This window comes from Pseudomonas sp. H3_D04 (assembly GCF_054669175.1).
In genome coordinates this window covers 4,992,871-5,015,954 of sequence record NZ_CP162801.1, presented here as the reverse complement: position 1 = coordinate 5,015,954, position 23,084 = coordinate 4,992,871, and the positions used below count along the sequence as shown (strand labels likewise).

The 23,084-nt window shown below is 60.5% G+C and carries 21 protein-coding genes; 16 read left to right on the top strand and 5 right to left on the bottom strand.

The features are described 5' to 3' along the window. Complete coding sequence (gene mmsB / locus AB4N91_RS23245) at positions 1-888, top strand: 3-hydroxyisobutyrate dehydrogenase (RefSeq protein ID WP_010463737.1); 888 nt, start codon at positions 1-3, stop codon at positions 886-888. Between the two features lie 218 nt (positions 889-1,106). On the opposite strand, the gene AB4N91_RS23240 is transcribed toward mmsB, so the two are convergent. Further along, positions 1,107-1,451 carry a cupin domain-containing protein gene (locus AB4N91_RS23240; protein ID WP_007946320.1) on the bottom strand — a complete coding sequence of 115 codons (345 nt, stop codon included), beginning with the start codon at positions 1,449-1,451 and terminating at the stop codon, positions 1,107-1,109. 519 nt (positions 1,452-1,970) lie between these two features. Here AB4N91_RS23240 and AB4N91_RS23235 point away from each other — a divergent pair. The 11 genes from AB4N91_RS23235 to AB4N91_RS23185 all read left to right on the top strand — a co-directional run bounded on the left by AB4N91_RS23235 (position 1,971) and on the right by AB4N91_RS23185 (position 16,669). Then, the gene (locus tag AB4N91_RS23235; protein ID WP_010463734.1) at positions 1,971-2,540 is read left to right on the top strand and encodes an acyl carrier protein; all 570 of its coding nucleotides are present in this window, start codon (positions 1,971-1,973) and stop codon (positions 2,538-2,540) included. A gap of 8 nt (positions 2,541-2,548) precedes the next feature. Beyond that, a complete protein-coding gene (locus AB4N91_RS23230; RefSeq protein ID WP_010463731.1) occupies positions 2,549-3,823 on the top strand; it encodes a beta-ketoacyl-[acyl-carrier-protein] synthase family protein in 1,275 nt (424 codons plus the stop codon). 1 nt (position 3,824) lies between these two features. Continuing rightward, the gene (locus tag AB4N91_RS23225) at positions 3,825-4,883 is read left to right on the top strand and encodes a beta-ketoacyl-[acyl-carrier-protein] synthase family protein (protein ID WP_154914022.1); all 1,059 of its coding nucleotides are present in this window, start codon (positions 3,825-3,827) and stop codon (positions 4,881-4,883) included. Next, entirely contained in the window at positions 4,880-6,175 is a 1,296-nt protein-coding gene (locus tag AB4N91_RS23220; protein WP_083375108.1) for a beta-ketoacyl-[acyl-carrier-protein] synthase family protein, read from the top strand. Before AB4N91_RS23225 ends, AB4N91_RS23220 begins: the two co-directional genes overlap by 4 nt. Beyond that, positions 6,172-7,389 (top strand): beta-ketoacyl synthase N-terminal-like domain-containing protein, encoded by a 1,218-nt coding sequence (locus AB4N91_RS23215; RefSeq protein ID WP_083375107.1) that lies wholly within the window; start codon positions 6,172-6,174, stop codon positions 7,387-7,389. The genes AB4N91_RS23220 and AB4N91_RS23215 overlap by 4 nt, the downstream gene beginning before the upstream one ends. Before the next feature lie 45 nt (positions 7,390-7,434). Then, positions 7,435-10,305 (top strand): aminotransferase class III-fold pyridoxal phosphate-dependent enzyme, encoded by a 2,871-nt coding sequence (locus tag AB4N91_RS23210; RefSeq protein WP_083375106.1) that lies wholly within the window; start codon positions 7,435-7,437, stop codon positions 10,303-10,305. Between the two features lie 9 nt (positions 10,306-10,314). Continuing rightward, complete coding sequence (locus AB4N91_RS23205) at positions 10,315-11,052, top strand: 3-oxoacyl-ACP reductase family protein (RefSeq protein ID WP_010463726.1); 738 nt, start codon at positions 10,315-10,317, stop codon at positions 11,050-11,052. Then, positions 11,049-11,813 (top strand): SDR family NAD(P)-dependent oxidoreductase, encoded by a 765-nt coding sequence (locus AB4N91_RS23200; RefSeq protein WP_010463725.1) that lies wholly within the window; start codon positions 11,049-11,051, stop codon positions 11,811-11,813. Before AB4N91_RS23205 ends, AB4N91_RS23200 begins: the two co-directional genes overlap by 4 nt. 2 nt (positions 11,814-11,815) lie before the next feature. After that, the gene (locus AB4N91_RS23195) at positions 11,816-13,114 is read left to right on the top strand and encodes a DUF1302 domain-containing protein (RefSeq protein ID WP_010463724.1); all 1,299 of its coding nucleotides are present in this window, start codon (positions 11,816-11,818) and stop codon (positions 13,112-13,114) included. A 69-nt stretch (positions 13,115-13,183) separates the two neighbouring features. After that, positions 13,184-14,020 carry an outer membrane lipoprotein-sorting protein gene (locus AB4N91_RS23190; RefSeq protein WP_010463723.1) on the top strand — a complete coding sequence of 279 codons (837 nt, stop codon included), beginning with the start codon at positions 13,184-13,186 and terminating at the stop codon, positions 14,018-14,020. A gap of 33 nt (positions 14,021-14,053) precedes the next feature. Further along, complete coding sequence (locus AB4N91_RS23185; RefSeq protein ID WP_411960406.1) at positions 14,054-16,669, top strand: efflux RND transporter permease subunit; 2,616 nt, start codon at positions 14,054-14,056, stop codon at positions 16,667-16,669. A 64-nt stretch (positions 16,670-16,733) separates the two neighbouring features. On the opposite strand, the gene AB4N91_RS23180 is transcribed toward AB4N91_RS23185, so the two are convergent. The 3 genes from AB4N91_RS23180 to AB4N91_RS23170 all read right to left on the bottom strand — a co-directional run bounded on the left by AB4N91_RS23180 (position 16,734) and on the right by AB4N91_RS23170 (position 18,865). Continuing rightward, the gene (locus tag AB4N91_RS23180; RefSeq protein ID WP_154914016.1) at positions 16,734-17,144 is read right to left on the bottom strand and encodes a MerR family transcriptional regulator; all 411 of its coding nucleotides are present in this window, start codon (positions 17,142-17,144) and stop codon (positions 16,734-16,736) included. Between the two features lie 199 nt (positions 17,145-17,343). Beyond that, positions 17,344-17,919: an NAD(P)H-dependent oxidoreductase gene (locus AB4N91_RS23175; protein ID WP_154914014.1), complete on the bottom strand. Its 576-nt coding sequence runs from the start codon at positions 17,917-17,919 to the stop codon at positions 17,344-17,346. Positions 17,920-17,974: 55 nt separating this feature from the next. Beyond that, positions 17,975-18,865, bottom strand: a complete 891-nt coding sequence (locus AB4N91_RS23170) for a LysR family transcriptional regulator (protein WP_077747338.1) — start codon at positions 18,863-18,865, stop codon at positions 17,975-17,977. Between the two features lie 209 nt (positions 18,866-19,074). Between AB4N91_RS23170 and AB4N91_RS23165 the strand changes: the two genes are divergently transcribed. Beyond that, a complete protein-coding gene (locus tag AB4N91_RS23165) occupies positions 19,075-19,839 on the top strand; it encodes a sulfite exporter TauE/SafE family protein (protein ID WP_083375100.1) in 765 nt (254 codons plus the stop codon). Here AB4N91_RS23165 and AB4N91_RS23160 read toward each other — a convergent pair. Continuing rightward, the gene (locus tag AB4N91_RS23160) at positions 19,829-20,143 is read right to left on the bottom strand and encodes a putative quinol monooxygenase (RefSeq protein ID WP_077747340.1); all 315 of its coding nucleotides are present in this window, start codon (positions 20,141-20,143) and stop codon (positions 19,829-19,831) included. The genes AB4N91_RS23165 and AB4N91_RS23160 overlap by 11 nt on opposite strands. Before the next feature lie 161 nt (positions 20,144-20,304). Between AB4N91_RS23160 and AB4N91_RS23155 the strand changes: the two genes are divergently transcribed. The 3 genes from AB4N91_RS23155 (at position 20,305) to AB4N91_RS23145 (ending at position 22,940) form a co-directional block, all read left to right on the top strand. Next, entirely contained in the window at positions 20,305-20,895 is a 591-nt protein-coding gene (locus AB4N91_RS23155; RefSeq protein ID WP_102595223.1) for an NADPH:quinone oxidoreductase MdaB, read from the top strand. Positions 20,896-21,031: 136 nt separating this feature from the next. After that, the gene (locus tag AB4N91_RS23150) at positions 21,032-21,943 is read left to right on the top strand and encodes a LysR family transcriptional regulator (protein WP_077747341.1); all 912 of its coding nucleotides are present in this window, start codon (positions 21,032-21,034) and stop codon (positions 21,941-21,943) included. A gap of 103 nt (positions 21,944-22,046) precedes the next feature. Next, positions 22,047-22,940, top strand: a complete 894-nt coding sequence (locus AB4N91_RS23145) for an NAD-dependent epimerase/dehydratase family protein (protein ID WP_010463710.1) — start codon at positions 22,047-22,049, stop codon at positions 22,938-22,940. Positions 22,941-23,084 lie beyond the last annotated feature (144 nt).

The following is a 23,084-nucleotide window of genomic DNA, read 5'->3' as shown; positions in this document are numbered from 1 at the left end:
ATGAAAATCGCTTTTATCGGTCTCGGCAACATGGGCGCGCCGATGGCGCGCAACCTGATCAAGGCCGGCCACGCACTGAGCCTGGTGGACCTGAACAAAACCGTTCTGGCGGAGCTGGAACAACTGGGCGGCAGCATCAGCGCTTCGGCCCGTGAAGCGGCACAAGGCGCGGAACTGGTGATCACCATGCTGCCCGCCGCTGTGCATGTACGCAGTGTCTGGCTGGGTGAGGACGGCGTGCTCGCCGGTATCGGCAAAGGCGTGCCAGCCGTGGATTGCAGCACCATCGATCCGCAGACTGCGCGCGATGTGGCAGCCGCTGCGGCCAAGCATGGCGTGGCCATGGCCGATGCGCCAGTCTCTGGCGGTACGGGCGGTGCGGCGGCCGGGACGCTGACTTTCATGGTCGGCGCCACGCCTGAACTGTTTGCGACCCTGCAACCGGTGCTGGCGCAGATGGGCCGCAACATCGTTCATTGCGGTGAAGTCGGCACCGGGCAAATCGCCAAGATCTGCAACAACCTGCTGCTGGCGATTTCCATGGTCGGCGTCAGTGAAGCCATGGCGCTGGGCGATGCCCTCGGCATCGACACCACCGTGCTGGCGGGAATCATCAACAGTTCCACCGGGCGTTGCTGGAGTTCGGAGATGTACAACCCGTGGCCCGGCATCGTCGAAACGGCACCGGCCTCGCGCGGTTATACCGGTGGTTTCGGTGCCGAACTGATGCTCAAGGATCTGGGGCTGGCCACTGAGGCGGCACGTCAGGCGCACCAACCGGTGGTGCTCGGCGCGGTGGCCCAGCAGTTGTATCAGGCGATGAGCCAGCGTGGGGAGGGTGGCAAGGACTTCTCGGCGATCATCAACAGCTATCGCAAACCCCAGTAAGAAGTTTTCCGGGGAGTGTGATTAAAGGCTTTTGTGGCGAGGGAGCGTGCTCCCGCTGGTTCGCGAAGCAGACCTGATGCCCGTGAACGAGGTGCGTTAGATAAAACGCAGTTGCTGATTTTACGGCTGCTTTGCAACCGAGCGGGAGCAAGCTCCCTCGCCACAAGGAATGCGTATTTACCGGGAGACCACGTCGGGTGGTCTCCCGGTTTTTTGTATCAGGCAAACACGAAATACTTGCGCACGGTTTCAACCACTTCCCACGTGCCTTTCATCCCCGGCTCAATGACGAAAATATCACCAGCACGCAGATGGATCGGCTCTTTGCCTTCCGGGGTGATGATGCAATACCCCTCGCGGAAATCGCAGTATTCCCACTTCACGTATTCCACATACCACTTGCCCGGCGTGCAGATCCAGGTGCCCATGATCTTGCTGCCGTCTTCGCTGGTGTAGGCGTTGAGGTTGACGGTGTGCGGGTCGCCTTCGAGTTTTTCCCATTTGCAGGCGTCGAGCACCGGCAGCGGATGAGTATCGCGAAGAACGGTAATAGGTGCGGTCATGTGGACTCCGGGGCAGTGGATTAGAGAACTGAAGCCGCACCCTATAGCGCCCCGCACTCGGTCAGTTGTCTGTGCTCGACACTCAGTTACCCAGAAGCGCTGTGCCGATTTGCCTGGTCGGCTTCTAAATCCTCAATACGCATATCTAAGGGCTAGGTTGAAAGTTATGAAGTTATAACTGTTTTCTTATCCGGTTTTTATTATTGGTACGTCTGTGCTGTCAGCCAGAAGTTAATACTTTCGAGCCCCTCTCTATTTAGCCGGCGATACAGTGTGCACCCCACCATACGCAGCCTTTGTTAAGTAAATAAGTCGACAGGCATGGGGCTTCGCACCAATCGAGTGCGGTGCGCAGGCCTGTTAGGACGTCTGTCTCAAGTGGTTAAAAAACTTTGAATAGTTCGTTGACTCTCCCCTTAAGGGCAGAGTTTAGATTTCCGCCGCGTCAGAAGTTGCTGTGGGAAAAGTTACTTCTCACATACGGAATTCATGAAGCAATCACGATATAGGGAGATAGAGATGAACAATCCATTGGAGTTGGAAAACGTCATTGTCAGCACCCGCGAGATCCTCGCGCAACTGTTGGTGATGAGCGTCGATGATATCGATGAGAACAGCAGTATCGTCGAGGATCTCAGCGCCGATTCGCTGGACATCGTCGACCTGAGCTTTCAACTGGGCCGTCAGTATGGCTGCACCTTGCCCAAAACCAGCGTGCTCGATCACGCCGTCGCTGTCTGCGGCGACGCCGGCGAGTTCCTGGCCAGCGGTCGCATCACTGAAAACGGCAAGGCCTTGCTTGAACAGAGCCTCAGCGCCTACTCCCCGGATCAACTCCAGTCCGGCATGCAACCGGCGCAGGTATTTGCCGCCACCACCGTGCGCAACTGGGCGCAACAGTGCCGCAACCTCTTCAACTATCTGCCGCAGAACTGCCCCGATTGCGGCGCTCAAAAAGCCGTGCTGAACGAACGTCAGCAAGTGGTCTGTGACGCGTGCAGTGCGCGGCTGGTGCCGGCCGACGGCGACGAGGTTTCACGCCAACTGGTGGAGCAATTTGTGGCCACTCACGTCAAAGAGACGGTGTAGGAGTTCTCATGCGGGCACGAGAAGTCTATGTGACCGGATTCGGTCTGGTGGCGCCCATGGCACTGGACGCCGCCACGTTGTTCGAGCGGATCTGCCAGAAGCAGTCCTGTGTTCGCGAACATCCACGGTTCAAGGCGCTGGGCTTCAACAACAGCGCTGCCGGGTTTATCGATGACGGCCAGTGGCAGCAGATCGCCGCGGGTTTCGGCGGCAATGCTGCGCTGCATCCACGGCAAAGTGTGCTGGCCGAGTTCGTCGCTCGACAAGCCATTCAGCATGCCGGTCTGACCCCGACAGCCTTTGCTCACACCCGCAGCGGATTGTTCCTGGGGGCCAACAAGTACTGCGCGGACAGTCACGATCTGCACCGGGCCAGTCGCTGCATGGATGAGTCCGGGCGTGTCGATCTGGATCAACTGCTGGATAACCCGGCGGCGTCGAGCGCGGTCTTCGGGCGCCGGGTCGATCAGCAGACCCAGCACCTGGCCGAGATGCTCGGTATCCGCGATCACATTTCGACCCACTCCGATGCCTGCGCCGCCGGCACCATGGCGATCGGCAGCGCCTACCGCGCGATCGAGCGCGGTGAAATCGACCTGGCCATTTGCGGTGCCGTCGAACTGATGGCCAACGAGTTGCCGTACTACATGTTCAACAGCCTGGGCGCGCTGTGTCAGGCCGACCTGCCGGCAAGCGAGCAGAGTCGACCGTTCATGCCGGACCGCTGTGGCTTCGTGATCAGCGAGGGCGCGGCCATGATCATTCTCGAATCCGCCGAGCATGCGCAACGTCGCAAAGCCGCGCCGTTGGGGCGCGTGCTGGGTTACGCGAATATGTGCGAGGCACAAAAAATGACCTCCAGCAGCCGGGACGGCAGCAAATACGAGGAATGCATGGAAGCTGCAATCGAAGACGCCGGGCTGCTCAGCAGCGCCGTGCAACACGTCAACACCCATGGCACGTCTACCCAGGCCAACGACAGCTGCGAGGCTTTGGCCTTGCAGCGGGTGTTCGGCGAGTGCCAGGAACATGTGACGTTCACTGCCAACAAATCGGCCATCGGTCATTCCCTGGCGGGCAGCGGCGCGATTGAAGCGGTGCTGTCATTGATCAGCCTGCGGGACGGCGTGCTGTTGCCGACCTTGAACTACGATCACGACCGCGCCGAATACCCCTCTCTGAAGTTTCTCAGCGAGCCGGTGCGTCAGTCGATCAATGTGGTGATGTCCAATTCGTTCGGGTTCGGCGGTGTTAACAGCTCGCTGGTTCTGGGGAGGGCATGACATGAGCATTGCCGTTTTCATCCATTCTGCCGCCGTGCTGAACGCCGCCGGCAGCGAATGTGCCGACCTGCTCGGAACGCCACCTTCGCCGCAACCGCTGGCATTTGACGCGACGCGACGGGCATACCCGCTGCCGACACCGCGTCTGGCCAGCGATCTGTTCGACCGCAAAATCCAGCGTAGCGTCGAACCTCAAGGCCTGCGGCTTTTGCATTGCACGGCGCGCCTGGCGCCCGCGCTGGCGGCCCTGCAACTGCCTCCGGCACGGATTGCCCTGACGGCGGCCATTCCAGAAGTCGACGCGCCAAGCCCTTGCTGGGACGCGGTGCAAGCGATCGGCGAGCAACCGCAAAAGCCACTGGCGCAACTGTTGGCCAATACACCGCCGCTGCATGCCCTGACGCTGCTCAACAGCAGCGTGATGGCCTACGTGGCCGAAGCGTTGCAATGCCACGGGCCGATGGGTGGGTTCTGTTCCCAGGAAAACGCCGGGCTCGATGCCTTGATCGAAGCCTGCCAGCAAATTGTCGAGCAACGTGCCGAAGCGGCGCTGGTGGTCAGCAGCAGTCCGAACCTGACGCCCGCCCTGTATCTGCGTGAACCCTATCAGGCAGACGAGCCGACTTATGGCGAAGGCGCCGCGGCACTGCTGCTCGGCTCGACGCCTTCGCGCACCAACCCGAAGGCCTTGCGCATTGCCGGGTTCGCCCGGGGTTACAGCGCTGATCCGCAACGGGGCGTAGCGGTTGCCCGGCGGGTGATCGACCAGGCACTGAGCCTGGAAAAACTGTGCCTCGGTGACGTCCAGCAAATCGTCGCCAACCCCGAGGATGCGCAACTGATGAGCCTGTTCGCCGACCGACCGCAGGACGTTCGCAGCACTCATGCCATGACCGGCGATCTTGGCGCCAGCGCCTTGCTGACCGAAATCGCGCTGGCCTTGCACCTTACCCACAACGCTTCGGCGACACCGGGCTATACGCTTTTGGTCAGCCATAGCCGCGCCGGTCATTGGGGAGCCTTGCTGCTGGCCAGTGAAACCATGGAGAAGCACACATGAGTGCGACACGGATTGTGATTACCGGCATGGGCGCCGTGACCGGGTTCGGTTTCGAATGGCAGACCCTCTGGGAAAAAATGCTTGGCGCCGAACATTGCGTGCGTCCATGGCAGCCCGACGGGGTGGAAGACGGCACGTTCCCGGTGCGCTACGCCGCGGCCGTGGATATGAGCCTGTTGCCTGAGGCCCTGCAGGACCACCCGGCCTGGACCGTTGCATTGGAAAAACGCAGCCGTTTTGGCTGGGTGGCCGCCACCCAAGCGGTGAAAGACAGCGGACTTGCTCCTGAACAGCTACGTGAAGCCGCCGTGCTCTGCGCTTCGGGCGCGCCCCAACACATGCTGGCCGACATGCTGTTGACCCAGGCACCGGATGGCTGCACCCCGGGCTGGCAACACCTGATGCCCCGCGCCGGGCAGGTCAGTACCGAGGGCTCGCTGCGTCAGAGCAATGATCGACTGGCTCGGGTGATTGCCGACGGTTTGGGTTGCGAAGGCCCGGTGATCAATATCAGTAGCGCCTGCGCCGGAGCCTCCCAGGCCATCGGCAATGCTTTTCAGATGATTCGTCGCGGTGAAGTGAACGTGGCGATTGCCGGCGGCGCCGATTCGGTGCTGAACCTCGACACCATGGCCGCGCTGTACCTGCTCGGCGCGGCATCGAGCGAACAGCGCTGGGGTGTCGATTTGTGCCGGCCATTCGACCGTGATCGCAGTGGCCTGATTGCCGGCGAGGGCGGTGGTTTCTTGGTACTGGAAAGCCTTGAGCATGCGTTGGCACGAGGAGCGACGCCGTATGCCGAAGTGCTCGGTTTCGGCAGCAGCCTGGACGCCTACAAAGTCACCGCCCCGCAACCCGAAGGTCGGGGCGCGGCGCTGGCGATGCAAGCCGCGCTGGACGACGCTGGCCTGCGTGCGCAACAGATCGATCTGATCAACGCCCACGGCACCTCGACGCCGCTCAATGACGTCGCCGAAACCCTGGCGATCAAAAGTGTGTTCGCCGAGCACAAGCACTACCGGTCACTGGCCATCAGCGCCAACAAGTCGCAGTTCGGGCATTTGATTGCCGCTGCTGGCGCACCCGAATGCATGGTCACCGCGCTGGCGTGCCTGAACGATCTGGTCACGCCGACAGTGAACCTGCATGAGGTCGATGAGCAATGCGACCTGGACTATTGCGCCGGACAAGCGGTCAGCCGCCGGGTGGATTTTGCCTTGAGCAACTCCTTCGGTTTTGGCGGCCTCAACACTTCGCTGGCCTTGGGCAAATATCGGGAGCACGGACAATGACGGGCGCTACTGTGCGCGTTGCCATCGCCGGCAGCGGTTGCGTATTACCCAGCGGCTGGGGCGTGCAACGCTTTTGGTCAGCGGCCAGTGAAGCCCGCAGCGGTATCGCTTTGCTGCAGTCGAAACTGTTCCACAGTGAGCGCGTGACGGCGTTCGGGCATGTCAGTGATGAAGACCATCAAACCAGTCGCCAGGACGTGGCCCAGAACCTCCAGCGTTACTGCCCGCCGGCCGTGATCTGGGGCGTCAGCGCGGTGCGTCAGGCGTTGGTCGAAGCCGGGCTTGAACCAGGCAATGACGAGCTGCGCTACGGCCTCTATTGCTGCCAGGGCGGTTATACCCATCCGTCGTTGGCGGCCTATGGCGAGTTGCTCCACGAGTGCCGCGATGAGTCCGGTGCCGACATGCGGCGCCTTGCTCAACGGGTGTTGCGGGAGCGCGCGCTCGACCCGTTCCTGGTGCTCAAGAGCCTGAGCAACGGCTTGCTCGGGGTTGTCAGTCTGGCGCTGAAACTGGAGTGCGAATGCAACGCCTACATGCAAGGCGTGGCCGGCAATCTGGCGGCGTTGCGCGAGGCATGCGCGGCGTTGCAAAGCGGTCGTATCGATGCGGCGATTGTGGTCGGTGCCGGCAGTGAACTCGATCCGTTGGCGCTGGCCGCACTGGCCGAGGCTGGCGTGATCAGCACCGACGGTTCGCAAACCTTGCGTGCATTCGATCGCCAAGGCACGGGTGGGATTGCCGGTGAAGGCGCGGCGGCATTGATTTTGCGCCGGGCCGACGATCTACCGGATGGGCCGCAGACCTGCCTGTCGGGACTCACCGCCCATCCACGACTGGGGGCGTTGAACCTGCCGGACAAACAGGTCGATCTGCTGGTCAGCAGCGCCAGTGGCGATCCGCACAAGGACACCGACCTGGCACGGACGCTGGCCCGCGCCGGTGCCTCGCATATCACCAGTAGCGTGCCGGTGACCGGCATTCTCAGCGGCGCGCCGAGCCTGGTCGACCTGATTCTGTCCCGTCATGCACTGCAGGCCCAGCGTGTGCCGCCGATCATCGGGTTGCAGCAACCGGTGGAACCGCAGCTGCCGTTTGTGCTCGGTGAGGGCCGGGACGCGGTGCTGCGCGACTGCCTGATCATCAACCGTGACGACAACGGTTTCAGCGCCTGTTACCAGCTCGACTATCAGGCGGCCGGTCAGCCGTTTTGAACGTAATGAATCGCTTCTATTTTCTGATCAAGGGATATGACTTTTATGGATTACCGCGATTACGTACGACCTAAATTCGTTGAATTGATGCAGGCCCTGGGCCTGGAATGCCAGTTCCACCGGGCGCTGGGCAGCAAGCTGTTTTACCTCGACAAACAAGGCGCAGAGGTGACCGTCACCGACTTTCTGGGCGGTTATGGTGCGGCGTTGTTTGGCCACAATGATCCGCAGTTCGTCGACCAACTCTGCGGCCTGTTGCGCGCCGATGTGCCGTTCAATGCGCAGATGTCCGTGCGTGGCGCCGCCGGTATGCTGGGCCGCGAACTCAGCGAGGCGTTCAATCGGGAGTTGAACAACAACGAGCGCTACATTTCGACCTTCTCCAACAGTGGCGCCGAGTCGGTGGAAATCGCCGTCAAGCATGCCGAATACCGCCGTCAGAAAACCTTGCAGAAGCAGTTCGACGAACGGGATTTCGCCCTGGCCAACCTGACCGCCAGCGACAAGGCCTATGTCGAACTGGACGTTGATGACCTCGACCTGCCCGTCGGATTGCTGCCGGAAAATCTGTCTTACGTGACCGTGCGCCAAGTGGTGGAAGCGGTGCGTCAACACAACCTCGCGCAGTTGCATGTCGAGCCGGTATTCGTCGCCCTTCGCGGCAGCTTTCACGGCAAACTGGTGAACACCGTCCAGCTGACGTACGGCAAACAGTACCGTCAGCCGTTCGCCCGTTTTGGCCTTAACGTCGAGTTCATCGATCCGCAGCAACCCCAGCAGCTCTTGGATTTGCCGGCCCGCCACACGCGGCATTGGCTCAGCCTTGAGTGGAGCGGCGAGACCTTGCAGGTACGTCGTGACGCTTTCAGCGCGATCACGGCGGTGTTGCTCGAACCGATCCAGGGCGAGGGCGGCATCAACGAGTTCGCCAACGAGTTCTACCTGGGCCTGCGTCGCCTGTGCAACGAGCAGCAATGCCCGCTGATCATCGACGAAGTGCAATCGGGTTTCGGCCGCACCGGCACTTTGCTCGGCGCCAGCCATTTCAACTTGCAGGGCGATTACTACTGCCTGTCCAAAGCGTTGGGCGGTGGCCTGATGAAAATTGCCGCGACGGTCATCCGTGCCAGCCACTACGAAAACGATTTCAGCTACATCCACAGCTCGACCTTCGCCGAAGACGATGCCTCGTGCCATATCGCCCTGTCGGCATTGCGCCGCTTGTTTGCCAACGACAGCGCGATGCTCAAGGAGGTGAACAGGAAAGGCGAATACCTCAAGTCGTCATTGCTCGAACTCAAAGCCGCGTACCCGGACGTGATTGCCGACGTGCGTGGTCGAGGGTTGCTGCTGGGGTTCGAATTGCACGACCTGACCGGCACCAGTTCGCTGGTGCAGGCGTCGGCGCAGTACAACGATGCGCTGGGTTACATCATTGCCGGCTACCTGCTGCAATTCGAATCGCTGCGGGTCGCGCCGTCGGGCAGCAACGCCAACGTGATTCGCCTGGAGCCGCCGGTGTGCATCACCTTCGAGGAAATCGACGGCTTGATCGGCTCGTTGCAAAAGGTCTGCGACATGCTGCGTCGACGCGATGCCTTCCCGCTGGCGGCCGGGGTGTGTGCCGACAGCATCCCCGAAGTACCGGCCCGCGAGGTGAGCTTCAAGGAACCTGAAAACCTCCCAAAGCCTGACGAGAACGTTCGCGTGGTGGCGCGCGTGGCGTTCATCAATCACCTGATCGATTCCGACATGCTCAGTGATGTTGACCCGTCGCTGTCGACCCTCAGCGCCGAACAGAAGCGCGAGTTCATCAAGCGTATGGCCCCGGAGCGGCGTGCTGCGCCAATCGGCCCGGTGCTGATTCGTTCGAAACTCGGCACCGCCGTGGAATTCACCCTGTACCCGTTGTGCATGGACTCCGATGCCATGGCTGCGTACATCGCCAGTGGCGACCTGGACACCATCCGCGACGAAGTCAGTAATCGCATCCGTGATGCCCGGGCGGATGGCTACAGTGTGGCCGGTCTGGGCATGTACACCTCGATCGTCACCAACAACTGTCAGGCGCTGAAAATCCCCGACATGGCGCTGACTTCCGGCAATGCGCTGACCATCGGCATGGGCCTGGAAGCGATCGAGCAAGGTTGCAAGCAGCAAGGCCTGGAACTGAGCCAACAGACGGCGGCGGTGGTCGGTGCGGCGGGCAACATTGCTTCGACTTACGCATCGTTGCTGTCCACCAGTGTCGAACACCTGATCCTCATCGGCAGCGGTCGCGACGGCTCACTGCGGCGCCTGGAGAAGACCGCCCAGCTGATTTACGCCGAGGCCGCCCGCGCGATTCTCAAAGGTGTCGCCGAGCACGACCGCCTCGCCAGCCGCTTGCAGAAACTCGACGGCATCGACGCGTTGTTACAGGCCCACGGTGCTGGCGCCGACCTCGGTTTGCGAGTGCAGCGTCTGGTCGAAGAGCACCTGGGTGCGAATGCGTTCATCACGGTCAGCAATGACCTTGAGGTGCTGAAGCAGGCGCGCATCGTGCTCTGTGCGGCGAATGCCCCTCAACCGTTTCTCGGTGCCGATCACTTCGCCGAAAACAGCGTGATCTGCGACATCGCGGTGCCGCTGAACGTCGATCAGAACCTCTCCGGGCAACGGGCCGACGTGTTGTACATGCACGGCGGGATTGTCCAGACACCGTTGGGCGATGGCCTGATTCGTAACGTGCGCGCCTACCTCAAGGAAGGCCAGTTGTATGCCTGCATGGCGGAGTCGGTGTTGATGGGGTTGTCCGGGATGAAACAGCACTACTCCTACGGCGATATCAGCCGCGAGCAAGTGCAGCAGATTCGTGCCCTGGCCGCGACCCACGGCTTCAGCCTCGCGCAGTTCAAGACTGACAACTCACTCTAAGGAACGGTCATGCCGAATAAAGTAGCAGTGGTGACCGGTGGCAGTCGTGGTATCGGCCGGGCGATTGTCCTGGCCCTGGCCGGCGCGGGCTATCAGATCGCATTCAGTTATGTACGCGACGAAGTGGCCGCCATGTCCTTGCGTGACGAGGTTCAGGCACTGGGCCTCGAGTGCCTGGCGCTGCAATGCGATGTCAGCAGCGGCGACAGCATCAAAGGCTTTTTCGAACGGGTCGACGAGCATTTCCAGCGCGTCGATCTGCTGGTCAACAACGCTGGCATCACCCGTGACGGGTTGCTGGCGACGATGCCGAGCCGCGACATCGTCGAGGTGATCCAGACCAACCTGATCGGCACCTTGCTCTGCTGTCAGCAAGTGGTGCCGGGCATGATGCGCCAGCGCAGCGGTTGCATCGTCAACATCAGCTCGGTGGCAGCGCAGAAACCCGGCAAGGGGCAAAGCAACTATGCCGCGGCCAAGGGCGGTGTCGAAGCGCTGACCCGTGCCCTGGCAGTGGAACTGGCGCCGCGCAACATTCGGGTGAATGCGGTGGCGCCGGGCATCGTCAACACCGAAATGAGCACGGCGCTGATCGGCAGTCAGGAACAGGAAATCCAGTCACGGTTGCTGATCAAGCGTTACGCCGAACCTCATGAGATAGCCGAGGCGGTGCTGTACATCGCCGATCGCGGTTTGTACCTGACGGGTGAGGTCCTGCCGGTCAACGGCGGGTTGAAGATGCCATGAGCCGGACCATTCTGATTACCGGTGCCGCCAAAGGCATCGGCCGGGCGGTGGCAGAGAATTTTGCCGCCGACGCCGGGCACCGCTTGATCCTGCTGGATCTGGATTTACCGGAACTGCAACGCTGGGTCGACGAGCAACACGGGCAGATCAAGGCCCGTGTCGAAACCCATTCGGCGAACATTGCCGACCTGGAGGGCATGGAAGCCTTCTTCAAAATGCTCGCCAAACAGGTGGACTACGTCGATGTGCTGGTCAACAGCGCCGGTATCTGCAACGAGAACGAACCGGAAGATTTGCACAACTGGCACAAGGTGATTTCGGTCAACCTCAACGGTACGTTCTACGTCACTTCTTTGTGCCTGCCGTTGATGCCGGACCGCGGGCGGATCATCAACATGTCGTCGATCCTCGGCCGCGCCGGCAAGGTCCGCAACACCGCGTACTGCGCTTCCAAGCACGGCATCGTCGGCATGACCAAAGCCCTGGCGCTGGACCTGGCACCACGGTTGATCACCGTCAACGCGATTCTGCCCGCATGGATCGATACGCCCATGCTGCAAGGTGAACTGGCGGCGCAAGCGGCCATTGCCGGGCTGACCCAGGAACAGATCCTGCGCAACGCCAAGAAAAAACTGCCGATGCGCCGCTTCATTCAAAGCGAAGAAGTCGCGGCGATGGTGCGTTACCTGGCCAGCCCCGAAGCGGGCGGGGTGACTGCGCAGAGCCTGGTGATCGACGGCGGTGTCGGGTTGGGAATGTAACCATGCCGGGATCACACATTAACCGTGCCGCGTGGGCGGTATTGGCCTGCATGGTCGCGCCGCCGGCGCTGGCTGAATTGACGGTCGACGACCTCAAGCCGGATTACGCCGACGCCGAGGTCGGCGTCGCCACCGCGTTGCGCCTGCACGGTGACGACCAGATCACCCAGAAGGCCATGTATTTCAAGGCCAACCTGGAAGACAACTGGGACGGTGGTTACTACAAGGCCAAGGGCCGGGTGCGTTACGACGCCCGCTACGACGGCAACAATCCGTACAGCGAACGGGCGCGGGACAAATACCGCTTCGACGCCGACTGGCGGCATTTGTACTGGGGCCAGTCGGTGGGTGACGGCGAGGTGACTGTCGGCTGGCAGCAAGTGGTCTGGGGCCGTGCCGATGAGTTGCGGGTGCTCGACCAGATCAACCCGGTGGACTATCGCGATGGCCTGACTCCGCTACTGGAAGACAGCCGGATCGCGGTGCCCATGGTGCGGTTTGCGCAACCGGTGGGCGAGTGGGAACTGGAGGCGCTGTGGGTCACCGACTTTGTGAAAAACCAGCCGCCGGTGGCAGGCAGCGAGTTCGACGCGCCGCTGTTTGCCGCGCCGGATCCTCAGTATTTCCTGCTCGATTCCAAGCCCGGCTACGACGGTGACAAGGGCTTTTCGTATGGCCTGAGCGCCAACGGCCGCATCGGTTCGGTGGACACCAGTTTCGTCGCACTGAACGCGCGCCAGCAGGACCCGGTGTACGCCGTCGAAGGCCTGGCCGATGACGGCCGCACGCGACTGGAACGCCAGTTTCCCCGTTACACCATGGGCGGCGCGGGGCTGGCGATCGACGCCGGTCACAGCATCGTGGTGCGCAGCGAAATTGCCTGGTTCGACAACTGGCGGGTGACCAATCCGACCCGCGCTTACGGCGCCGACAGCACCTCGATGGTCAAGTCGTTGCTGGGCGTCGACTACTTGCTGCGTGACTGGCTGATTTCCGTGCAGTGGCAGCAACAGCAATTGCTCGACTGGCAGGACGGCATGCTGCAAGACAAGCGCGAGCACCTGTTCACCTTATCCGCCGAGGGCACCCATTGGCAGGACCGACTCAAGAGCCGGCTGGTGGTCGCCGCCTCGCCACCGTTTAACGACGATGCGCTGTTGCAAGGCATCTTCACTTACAAACCGGTGGACTGGATCAAGCTCGGGCTGGAAGTGGATGTGTTCTTCGGCAAGCCCGACAAGCCCTTCGGCGAGTACGACAACCGCGACCAAGTGCGGCTGTCCGCCGGTTACCTGTTTTAACCCTGTGACGCCTGCGTGCCCCTGGCGCATGGGCTCGACCATATTCATCTGACGAAAAGGGAAGTTCCCATGTTGCCGCTATTCAAAAGTCTGACCGCCGCCGCATTGATCCTGAGCGGCGCTTGCGCTACCGCCGCGGACGGCAAGAATGCCGATGAAATCATCCGCCAGGTGCGGGATCGAAACGACGGCAAAAGCTTCATGTCCCAAGTGTCGCTGATCCTCCACGACAAAAAGGGCAATACCCGGGTTCGCGAGTTCACTTACCTGCAAAAGGATTACCCGGACAGCGACAAATTCAGCATGTATTTCTCCGCCCCCACTGACGTGCGCGACGTGGCTTTTCATATCGAAAACCCCCATGAAACCCTGGGCCAGGAAGACAGCCAGTGGATGTACTTGCCGGTCAGCCGCCAGACGCGGCGGATCTCCACCACCGACAAGCGCGGCTCGTTCATGGGCAGCGAGTACTCCTACGCCGACCTGGACAAGATCCGGGTCAAGGATTACACCCAGACGCTGGTCGGCGAAGAGCAGGTCAAGGGCCGCGACTGCTACGTGATCGAGCGTGAACCGGCGTCGCCCGAGGTGCTGGCCAAGACTGGCTACAACAAGCTGAAAGTGTGGATCGACAAGCAGAATTTCCTGGTCATGCGTCAGGATTTCTTCGACGTCAAAGGCGTGCTGGTCAAGCAGATGCGCACGCAAAAGGTCGACACCATCGACTCGATCGACAGCATCGTGTTGAGCGAAACCGAACACTTCATCGACGGCACGCGTTCAGAGATGCGCTTCAACCACCTGCAATACAACGTGCAACTGGAAGACCGTTTGTTCACCCAGACCGCCATCAAGCGCGGGCTGAAAACCGGCGACGTGCCGGACTTTGCCGTGTCTGCCCGCTAAGCACCGATCCCGACGACCCTGGAACGCATGATCATGGAAAGATACCTGAACTTCGTCGAGCGCTATGCGCGGGCGATCGTTTTCCTGCTGGTGGCGGTCACGGCGTATTTCACCTATACGCTGGGCTCGCTGATCTCCGACACCAACCCTTACTTGCTCAAGGAAAGCCATCCGGCGCGCAAGACCATCATCGACTTGCAAAGCGAATTCACCGGCACGTTTGACTCGGTGATGGTGGCAATCAACAACCCGCAGACGGTGTTCAACAAGCCGACCCTCAACGCACTGTTTTCGATGTCGCAATCGGTGCGCAAGATGATCCTGGCCAACGACGCCGACAAGGAACAGTTGACGCAAATCGTTGCGAAGCACCCAGACGACAGTCGTGCACAGTTGCTGGCGCGGGACATTCTGGAGAACGGTTTTTCCCAGAACGACTACGCCCAGGCCAAGGCCCTGCGTGATTACGCCCAGAGCCAGAACTGGGATGCCCATGATCAGCTGTTCCTGACTTTTCTCGCCGAGCGAATCAACCCGATCCGTGAAATGGCGTCGATGGGCGACCTGGAAAACATCGTGCTGACCGGCGATGGCGAGTTGCTGATCCACAAGACCCTCAACGCCTACGACATGGACCCGGCGCTGGTCGAGTCGCAGATCATGGGCAACGAGCTGATGGTCGACGGGGTCGTCTCCAAGGACAAGAAAGTCGCGATGCTGGTGGCCGAGCTGGGCACCAAGCAAGACGACGCCCAGGCGCAACTGCGCGCCTACCAGATCGTGCGCGGCATTGTGGCGGACTATCAGGCAGCGCACCCGGAGTTCAAGGATGAGATCTTCATTGCCGGCATGCCGATCTTCATCGCGGCCCAGCAGGAGATCATCGACCATGACCTGGCGGTGCTGTTTCCGATTGTCTTTTTGCTGATCACCCTGCTGTTGATTTTCTTCTTCCGCAAACCGCTGGGCGTGCTGTTGCCGCTGTTCAATATTCTGTTCTGCACCATCTGGACACTGGGCCTGATGGCTTTGTTGCGGGTGCCGTTCGACTTGCTGACCAGTGTCCTGCCGGTGTTTCTGTTCACCATTTGCTGCTCGGATGCGATCCATGTGATGGCCGAGTATTACGAGCAGAAAAACGCCGGTAAAAGTAACCGTGAAGCCAATCGCGAGACGCAACGGCTGATGGTGGTGCCGGTGGTGTTGACGACGGTGACCACCATCGCCACCTTCATGATTTCCACGACCAACAACATCGTCAGCATCCGCAATTTCGGCGTATTCATGTCCATCGGCCTGACGGCGGCGCTGATTATTTCACTGTTGCTGATTCCGGCCTGGATTTCGATCTGGGGCAAGGACCAGACTCCGAAAACACTCGCTGCCGTGCACAAGGAATCGATCATTTCGCGTTATCTGGTGGCGTTCTGCGCGCGGTTGATCCAGTGGCGCAAACCGATCTTGATCGTGACGCTGCCCTTGCTGATCTTGATGACGGTGTTCACCTTTCGCGTCGATATCGAAGACTCGGGCATCGCCTACTTCAAGCCCGAGAGTCATATTCGCGTTTCGGACGAGTTCATCAACCAAGCCGGGGTCGCGGGCACGGCACCGGGCTGGATCGCCATCGACAGCAAAGAGCCGCGCGGCGTGCTGACCACTGAAGTGGTGCAGTTCATCGACAAGCTCGACCACTTCATCAAGCAGCAACCGCACGTCAGTTACGGCTATTCCCTGGCGACTTACGTCAAGCGTATGAACCTGGTGCTCAACGACATGAACCCCGACTACTTGCGCGTGCCCCAGGCGCTGGAGCAGGTGACGTCGGTCAATGATGAGGGGCAGGTCGAGCGGTTCGAGGTGCCGGGCAATTCACTGATCGAGCAACACGTAATGCTGTTCGAGAACGGCGGCGGCTCGGACCTCAATAACGTGCTCAACGCCGACTATTCCAAGGCGTTGACGCTGTACACCATGACGTCGTCGGTGGCCAGCGACTACCAGGCCATGCTGGATCAGCTCGATGCCTGGTTGCTGGTGAACAAACCGGCCAATCTCGAAGTGACGCACGCCGGCACGCCGTTGATCTGGACCGGCGTGTTGCAGGAAATCACCCAGGGCCAGGTCTTGAGTTTTTCCCTGGCGTTGCTGGTGGTCACGCTGATGATGATGTATTGGCTCAAGTCGGTACGGTTGGGCGTACTCGGCATGCTGACCCTGTTGACCACCTCGGTGACAGTCTATGGCTTCATGTTCCTGTTCGGCATCGAGCTGAACATCGGTACGACGCTGGTGACCTTCCTGGTGGTGGGTGTGGTCGATTACGCGGTGCACCTGCTGTCACGGATCAAACTGTTGGTGCAGCAAGGCATTCATATCGACGCGGCCATTTTGCAGGCGATGCACAGCGTCGGCCGTTCGACCGTGGTCAACGTGGTGATTTTCTCCGTGGGATTCATGGCGCTGCTGTTTTCCGACTTCAAGCCGATTGTCGATTTGGGCGCACTGGTAGCGATGGCGCTGTTTTCCAGCGGTGTCATGACCATTCTGCTGGTGACGCTGGTGGCGCCGTGGTTCTTCGCCGCGATTGTTCCGGTGGCGCCGCTGCCGGAAAAAGATCGAGCCGCAGGGAAACCCGCCTTGATCTGACCTGATGACCGGCAGCGCAGGCGCGCCAGTGACATGCGAGTGATCATCCTGCGCAGCAGGGTAGTCAGTTCAGCGTATTGCCCGGGTTTTTTTCGCCATAGCGGGCGATACGCTCGAACTGACATTCATCTCGGGCATCGTTGAGGTTGTTTTCGAATTCTTCGAGGCCGTTGTGCAGTTGCTGTAGAGCGCCGATCTGGGAGACCAGCTCGGCCTTTTTTTCGGCGATCGCTTTTTGCGCCATGTCCCACGGGAATTCGTCACCTTGGTAGTTGTTCAACATCAACCGCAGCTCTTTGAGCTTGAAACCCAGTTGCTGGGCGCACTTGATGAACGTCAACACCTCGACACTCTGCTGGCTGTAGATACGGTATTTGCCTTCACGCTTGGGCTCGGGCAATAGGCCGATTTCTTCGTAATGGCGAATGCTTTTGACTGTGGTGCCCGACAGCTGGGCGGCTTTGCCGATATACATAAAGATCCGTCTCGATGATCAAACAGGGCGTAGCGCGACCAGACCTCATGCCTGATCGGAGCGAATAATATAGTGAATAACATTCAATGGTTGCAGCGGCGTGTAAATGACGCGCACAGCCGACGAACGACCGCTTGAGAGGGAACGTGAGGACGGACTGACGGCGAGGGTGCGCCGTCAGCAGGCAGCGAAGGGTGCGTCAGCTACCGGCGGTAACCCGGGCCTGTTCGAGCCAGGCGTCACGCTGGGTCGACTTCGAACCCAGGATCGGCCCGAAAGTCAGGGTCTTCAACGGCTTGATGCCGCAGAACTCCAGGGTCGTCTTGCGCATCTGGTGCAGACCGGGCATGCGATAGACCCATTTGTAATACCAGGGCGGCGTGTCCATGGTCACCAGCAGATGCGCGGTCCGGCCCTTGAGCAGTTTGTCGGGGAAGGCCTTGCCCTCACGGTATTTGAAAGCAAAACCGGGCAGGAAAATGCGGTCGAGAAAGCCCTTCATCAACGCCGGTATGCCGCCCCACCAGATCGGATAAACGAACGTCAGGTGTTCGGCCCAGGTGATATCGGCCTGGGCTTGCAACAGGTCCGGCTCCAGCGGCTGGATAGTGTTGTAGCCGTGGTGCAAGACCGGATCAAAGTCCAGCGCATCCAGACGCAGCAGGCGCACGTCATGTCCGGCATCCTTGGCGGCCTGGACGTAAGTTTCGCTCAGCGCCCCGCAGAAACTGTCGGTGGAGGGGTGGCCCAGAATCACGAGCATTCGTTTGCTCATCGCGTGTACTCCTGAAATGAAGCCCGCAGCATAGAGTCTGCCCCTTACGGTAGAGTCAAGGCGTTCCCGGCGTCAGTGCCTCCAGCAAGGCCCGGGCGTAACCGGGCAGGCTGTCGACGTCACGGGCACAGATTTTCAGGGTGCGGTTGGCCCAGTCTTCGGGAAGAGCGCGGGTCGTGACCCCTTGTACCTGTGGCCAGCGCTCGATGGCCACCCGCGGCACGATGGCCAGTCCTGCGCCGCGTGCAACCATGCGAATGACCCCGTCGAAGCCGTCGGCACGAATGCGGATCGGCATGCGCTGGCCAATGTGCAGGGCCTGTTCTTCCACGTGGATGGCCAAGGCACTGCTGGCGCCCAGGGCCACATAGTCGTGGTTCAAGGTGTCGGCGAAGGTCAATGATGGCTGGTCGGCCAAGGGATGATCAGGAGGCAGAATCAACACCAGCGGGTCATCGCGAAACGGCCGGGTGTGCAGGTCATCGGTGTCCACCGCGTCGGACACGATGCCGAGGTCTGCCGCCCCTTGGCGCAACGCATGGGTGATGCGGGCGCTGGGCAATTCTTGAAGGTCGATGTCGAGGTTCGGATGCTCGCGCAGAAAGTCGGCGAGCAACTCCGGCAGGTATTCGGTGATCGCGGTGGTGTTGCACAGCAATCGCACCTGACCTTTGACGCCCTTGGCGTATTCGGCCAGATCCTGTTGCAGGCGCTCGGCTTGTTGCAGCAGGGCACGGGCGTGTTTCGCCAGGGCTTTGCCGGCCGGGGTGGGTGTGACACCGCGCCGGCCACGCTCCAGGAAGTCGATGCCGAGGGAGGATTCCATGGCCCGGATTCGGGCGCTGGCCGCTGCCAGGGATAAGTGGCTGCGGGCGGCACCGGCGGTGATGTTGCCAGTGTCGAGGATGTTCAGGTAGAGGCGCAGGTCGGTCAGGTCGAAGTGCATGGCAGCAACCTCTAAATATGTGTTGCCTGGAAGGGCGCTTTCGCGAGCCGGCTCGCTCCGACATTGGGAAATGCGTTTTAACTGTGGGGGCGAGCCTGCTCGCGAAGGCGTCAGTCGTAACGACGCAGTTGTCAGCCTCTTGTCAGGCAAGAGGCTGCCTCAGTATATGGCAGATTTTCAACCCGCCAATCCAGGCTCACCATGGCCCCATGAATACTCTCTCTGCGTTCTATCAAAACCTCGGTCTGACCCTTTCCTTGCTGGTGATCGCCACATTCCTGCTGGCCGGCATGATCAAAGGCGTGATCGGCCTCGGATTACCCACCATCGCCATGGGCCTGCTCGGTCTGGCTATGGCCCCGTCACAGGCTGCCGCGCTGCTGATCATCCCGGCAACCCTCACCAATGTCTGGCAACTGGCATTCGGTGGGCATTTGCTCGGTTTGATCAAACGGTTGTGGCCGATGCTCCTGGCGATCTTCATCGGCACTGGGGCCGGCACGGTGTGGATCGGCATGGCCGGTGGTCAGTGGGTGGTGCGGGCGTTGGGCGGGGCGCTGATGCTCTATGCACTGAGCGGTCTATTCCTGCCGGCCTTGCGCGTGGGGGGGCAGAGCGAACGCTGGCTTGGTCCGCTGTGTGGAGTTGTGACGGGCGTCATCACCTCGGCCACCGGCGTCTTCGTGATTCCGGCGGTGCCGTATCTGCAAGCACTGGGTTTGAGCAAGGATGAACTGGTGCAAGCCCTGGGCCTGTCGTTCACCGTCTCGACCCTCGCCCTGGCCGCCGGCCTGTTATGGCGCGGCGCCCTTGGCGGTGGTGAACTGAGTGCGTCGTTGCTGGCGTTGATCCCGGCAGTGCTCGGCATGTTGCTCGGCCAATGGCTGCGTCAGCGGATCAGCGCCGTGCTGTTCAAGCGCGTGTTCTTCATCGGCCTCGGTGTGCTCGGCGGCCATTTGCTAATCAACGGGTAGCGGAGGACGGGCTAAGCATCTCGATGGCGCGGATATCAAAATCCCGTTCCAGGTATTCCATGCGCATGTCGCGGAACTGCTGCATGTGCGGCAGGTTCGAGTGCACGTCGAGGTGCGCCTGGGACTGCCAGATCTCGTAGAAGATAAACAGGGTCGGGTCCTGTTTGTCGCGCAGCATGTGGTACTCGATGCAGCCGGGCTCGGCGCGACTTGCTTCTACATAGCCGCTGAAAAACGCTTCGAAGGCGTCGGATTTTTCCGGGCGGGTCTTGGCGTGCAGGATGAAGCCTTGCAGTTCACTCATCAGAAATCTCCTCAAGTTCAGAATCGGCGCAAGTTTATGGCAATAATCCCCTGTCTATTCGTGCGTATTGGTCAAATGTATTTTGCGAATTCAGCGCTTATTCCGCGCGAGGCAGCTCGTTACTCTGCTGCCATCGAATTCCTGACCTTCCGAGATTTCTCATGAAAAAAGTCCTGTTGCTCAATGGCGGCAAAAAGTTCGCCCACTCCGATGGCCGCTACAACACCACCCTGCATGAAGCCGCGTTGAGCGTGCTGGATCGCGGCGGCATCGATGTAAAAGCCACCTTCATCGACGAGGGCTACGACGTTGCTGAAGAAGTCGCCAAATTTCTCTGGGCCGACGTGATCATTTATCAAATGCCCGGTTGGTGGATGGGCGCACCGTGGACGGTGAAGAAGTACATCGACGAAGTCTTCACTGAAGGCCATGGCAGCCTCTACGCCAGCGACGGCCGCACCCGTTCCGACGCCTCGCAAAAATACGGCAGCGGCGGTTTGGTGCACGGCAAGCAATACATGTTGTCGCTGACCTGGAACGCACCGCAGCAAGCCTTTGACGACCCGACCGACTTCTTCGAAGGCAAAGGCGTGGACGCGGTGTACTTCCCGTTTCACAAGGCCAACGAATTTCTCGGCATGAGCGGTTTGCCGACGTTCCTGGCGGTCGATGTGATGAAGCGTCCGAATATCGAGGCTGATGTGGCGCGCTATGAACAGCACCTGACCGAGGTGTTCGGCCTCAAGGCGTGAGCTCGGTTACTATCGATACCTGAAGCCAGAACCTGTAGGAGCCAGGCTTGCCGGCGAAGGCGTTTTAGCGGACGCCTTCGCCGGCAAGCCAGGCTCCTACAGAGGCCGGCGCTGAATTGATCGATGAGGGGCGTCCGTGAAAGCCAGATCCGATGAGTTGCAGATTTTCGTCTGCGTGATTGAGTGCGGGTCGATTTCCGCGGCGGCCGAACAGGTTGGGCAGACGCCTTCGGCGGTCAGCCGCACGCTGTCGCGGCTGGAGGCCAAGCTCGATACCACGCTGATCAACCGCACCACGCGGCGCATGGACCTGACGGAGGAGGGCAAGTATTTCTTCGAGCACGCCAAGCTGATTCTCGATCAGATGGACGAGCTCGAAGAACGCCTGACCTCACGCCAGCAAACCCCGTCCGGGCGTCTGCGGATCAACGCCGCCTCGCCGTTCATGCTGCACGCCATCGTGCCGTACATCGACGAGTTCCGCCGCCTCTACCCCGACATTCAGCTCGAACTCAACAGCAACGACCTGATCATCGACTTGCTCGAACAAAGCACTGATATCGCCATCCGCATCGGCGCACTGGCCGATTCAACCCTGCACGCACGCTCACTGGGTTGCAGCCCGCTGCACATCCTCGCCAGCCCGGCGTACCTTGAGCAACACGGCACGCCAACGGCGGTTGCAGACCTGGCCGGGCATGCGTTGCTGGGCTTTACCCAGAACGAGGGCCTCAACCAGTGGCCGCTACGGTACGTGCACGGTGATCGCTGGCCGATTCAGGCATCGATCAGCGCCTCCAGCGGCGAGACGATCCGGCACCTGGCGCTGGAAGGCCAGGGCATTGCCTGTCTGTCGCACTTCATGACGATCGACGACATTCGTGCCGGTCGCTTGCAGGTGCTGCTGGCGGACTTCAACAGCGGCTATCGCCAGCCGATCAACGCGGTGTACTACCGCAACTCGCAACTGGCCCTGCGCATTCAATGCTTCCTGGACTTCATTCAGGGCAAGTTGGCGGCTTATGCGAATGCGAACTTCACAGGCTGATTCGTGATCCCTGCGCAAGAGTGATTTGGGTCAGCGGGTCTGTTTCACCACGGGACGGTCCTCGATACTCAATGCATCACTTATTCACGCAGGGAGTTTCTCCATGAACGTATTCGTTACCGGCGCTGCTGGTTTCATCGGCGGCTCCATTGCCACCGGTCTTGTCCGTGCGGGCCATAAAGTCACCGGCCTGGTTCGCAACGCCGACCAAGCCACTGAATTGAGCGCAATCGGTATCATCCCGGTGATCGGCACTCTTGACGACAGCGCACTACTGGCTGAACAGGCCCGCGCCGCCGATGCCGTGATCAACGCTGCCAGCAGCGACCATCGTGGCGCGGTGGAAGCCTTGCTCAATGCGTTGCGCGGCTCCCACAAAGTGTTCCTGCACACCAGCGGTTCGAGCATCGTCGGCGATGCCTCCGGCGGTAAAGCCAGTGACGTCATCTACTTCGAAGACAACCTGCCGGAACCGACCGTCGACAAGGCTGCCCGCGTGGCCATCGACAACCTGATCCTCGCCGCGGCGAAAGACGGCGTGAACTCGGCCGTGATCTGCAACACCCTGATTTACGGCCACAGCCTGGGCGTCAATCGCGACAGCGTGCAATTGCCGCGCTTGCTCAAACAGGCGCGTAAAAGCGGTGTGGTCCGACATGTCGGTACGGGTCAGAACATCTGGTCCAACGTACACATCGAAGACGTGGTGTCCCTGTATCTGCTGGCACTGACCAAAAACGTCCCGGGCACGTTCTACTTCGTCGAAAGCGGTGAAGCGTCCTTCATCGACATGACCACGGCGATGGCTGAAGCGCTGAAACTGGGCGAGGCGCAAGACTGGCCGTTGAAGGACGCCGAAGCCGAATGGGGTTATGAAATGGCCAACTATGGCCTGGGCTCCAACAGCCGGGTGCGCGGCAAGCATGCGCGTGAATTGCTGGGCTGGGAGCCGAAACGGACGTCGGTGGTTGAATGGATTCGGGACGAGATGGTTTGAGTTCGCTTTAGACCGCGTCGCTGCAATCGCGAGCAGGCTCGCTCCCACAGTTTGATCTTCATTGGACACAGATTTTGTGTGTAACGGACATCCACTGTGGGAGCGAGCCTGCTCGCGATTGCGTTTTCAGCAACCCGACAACTG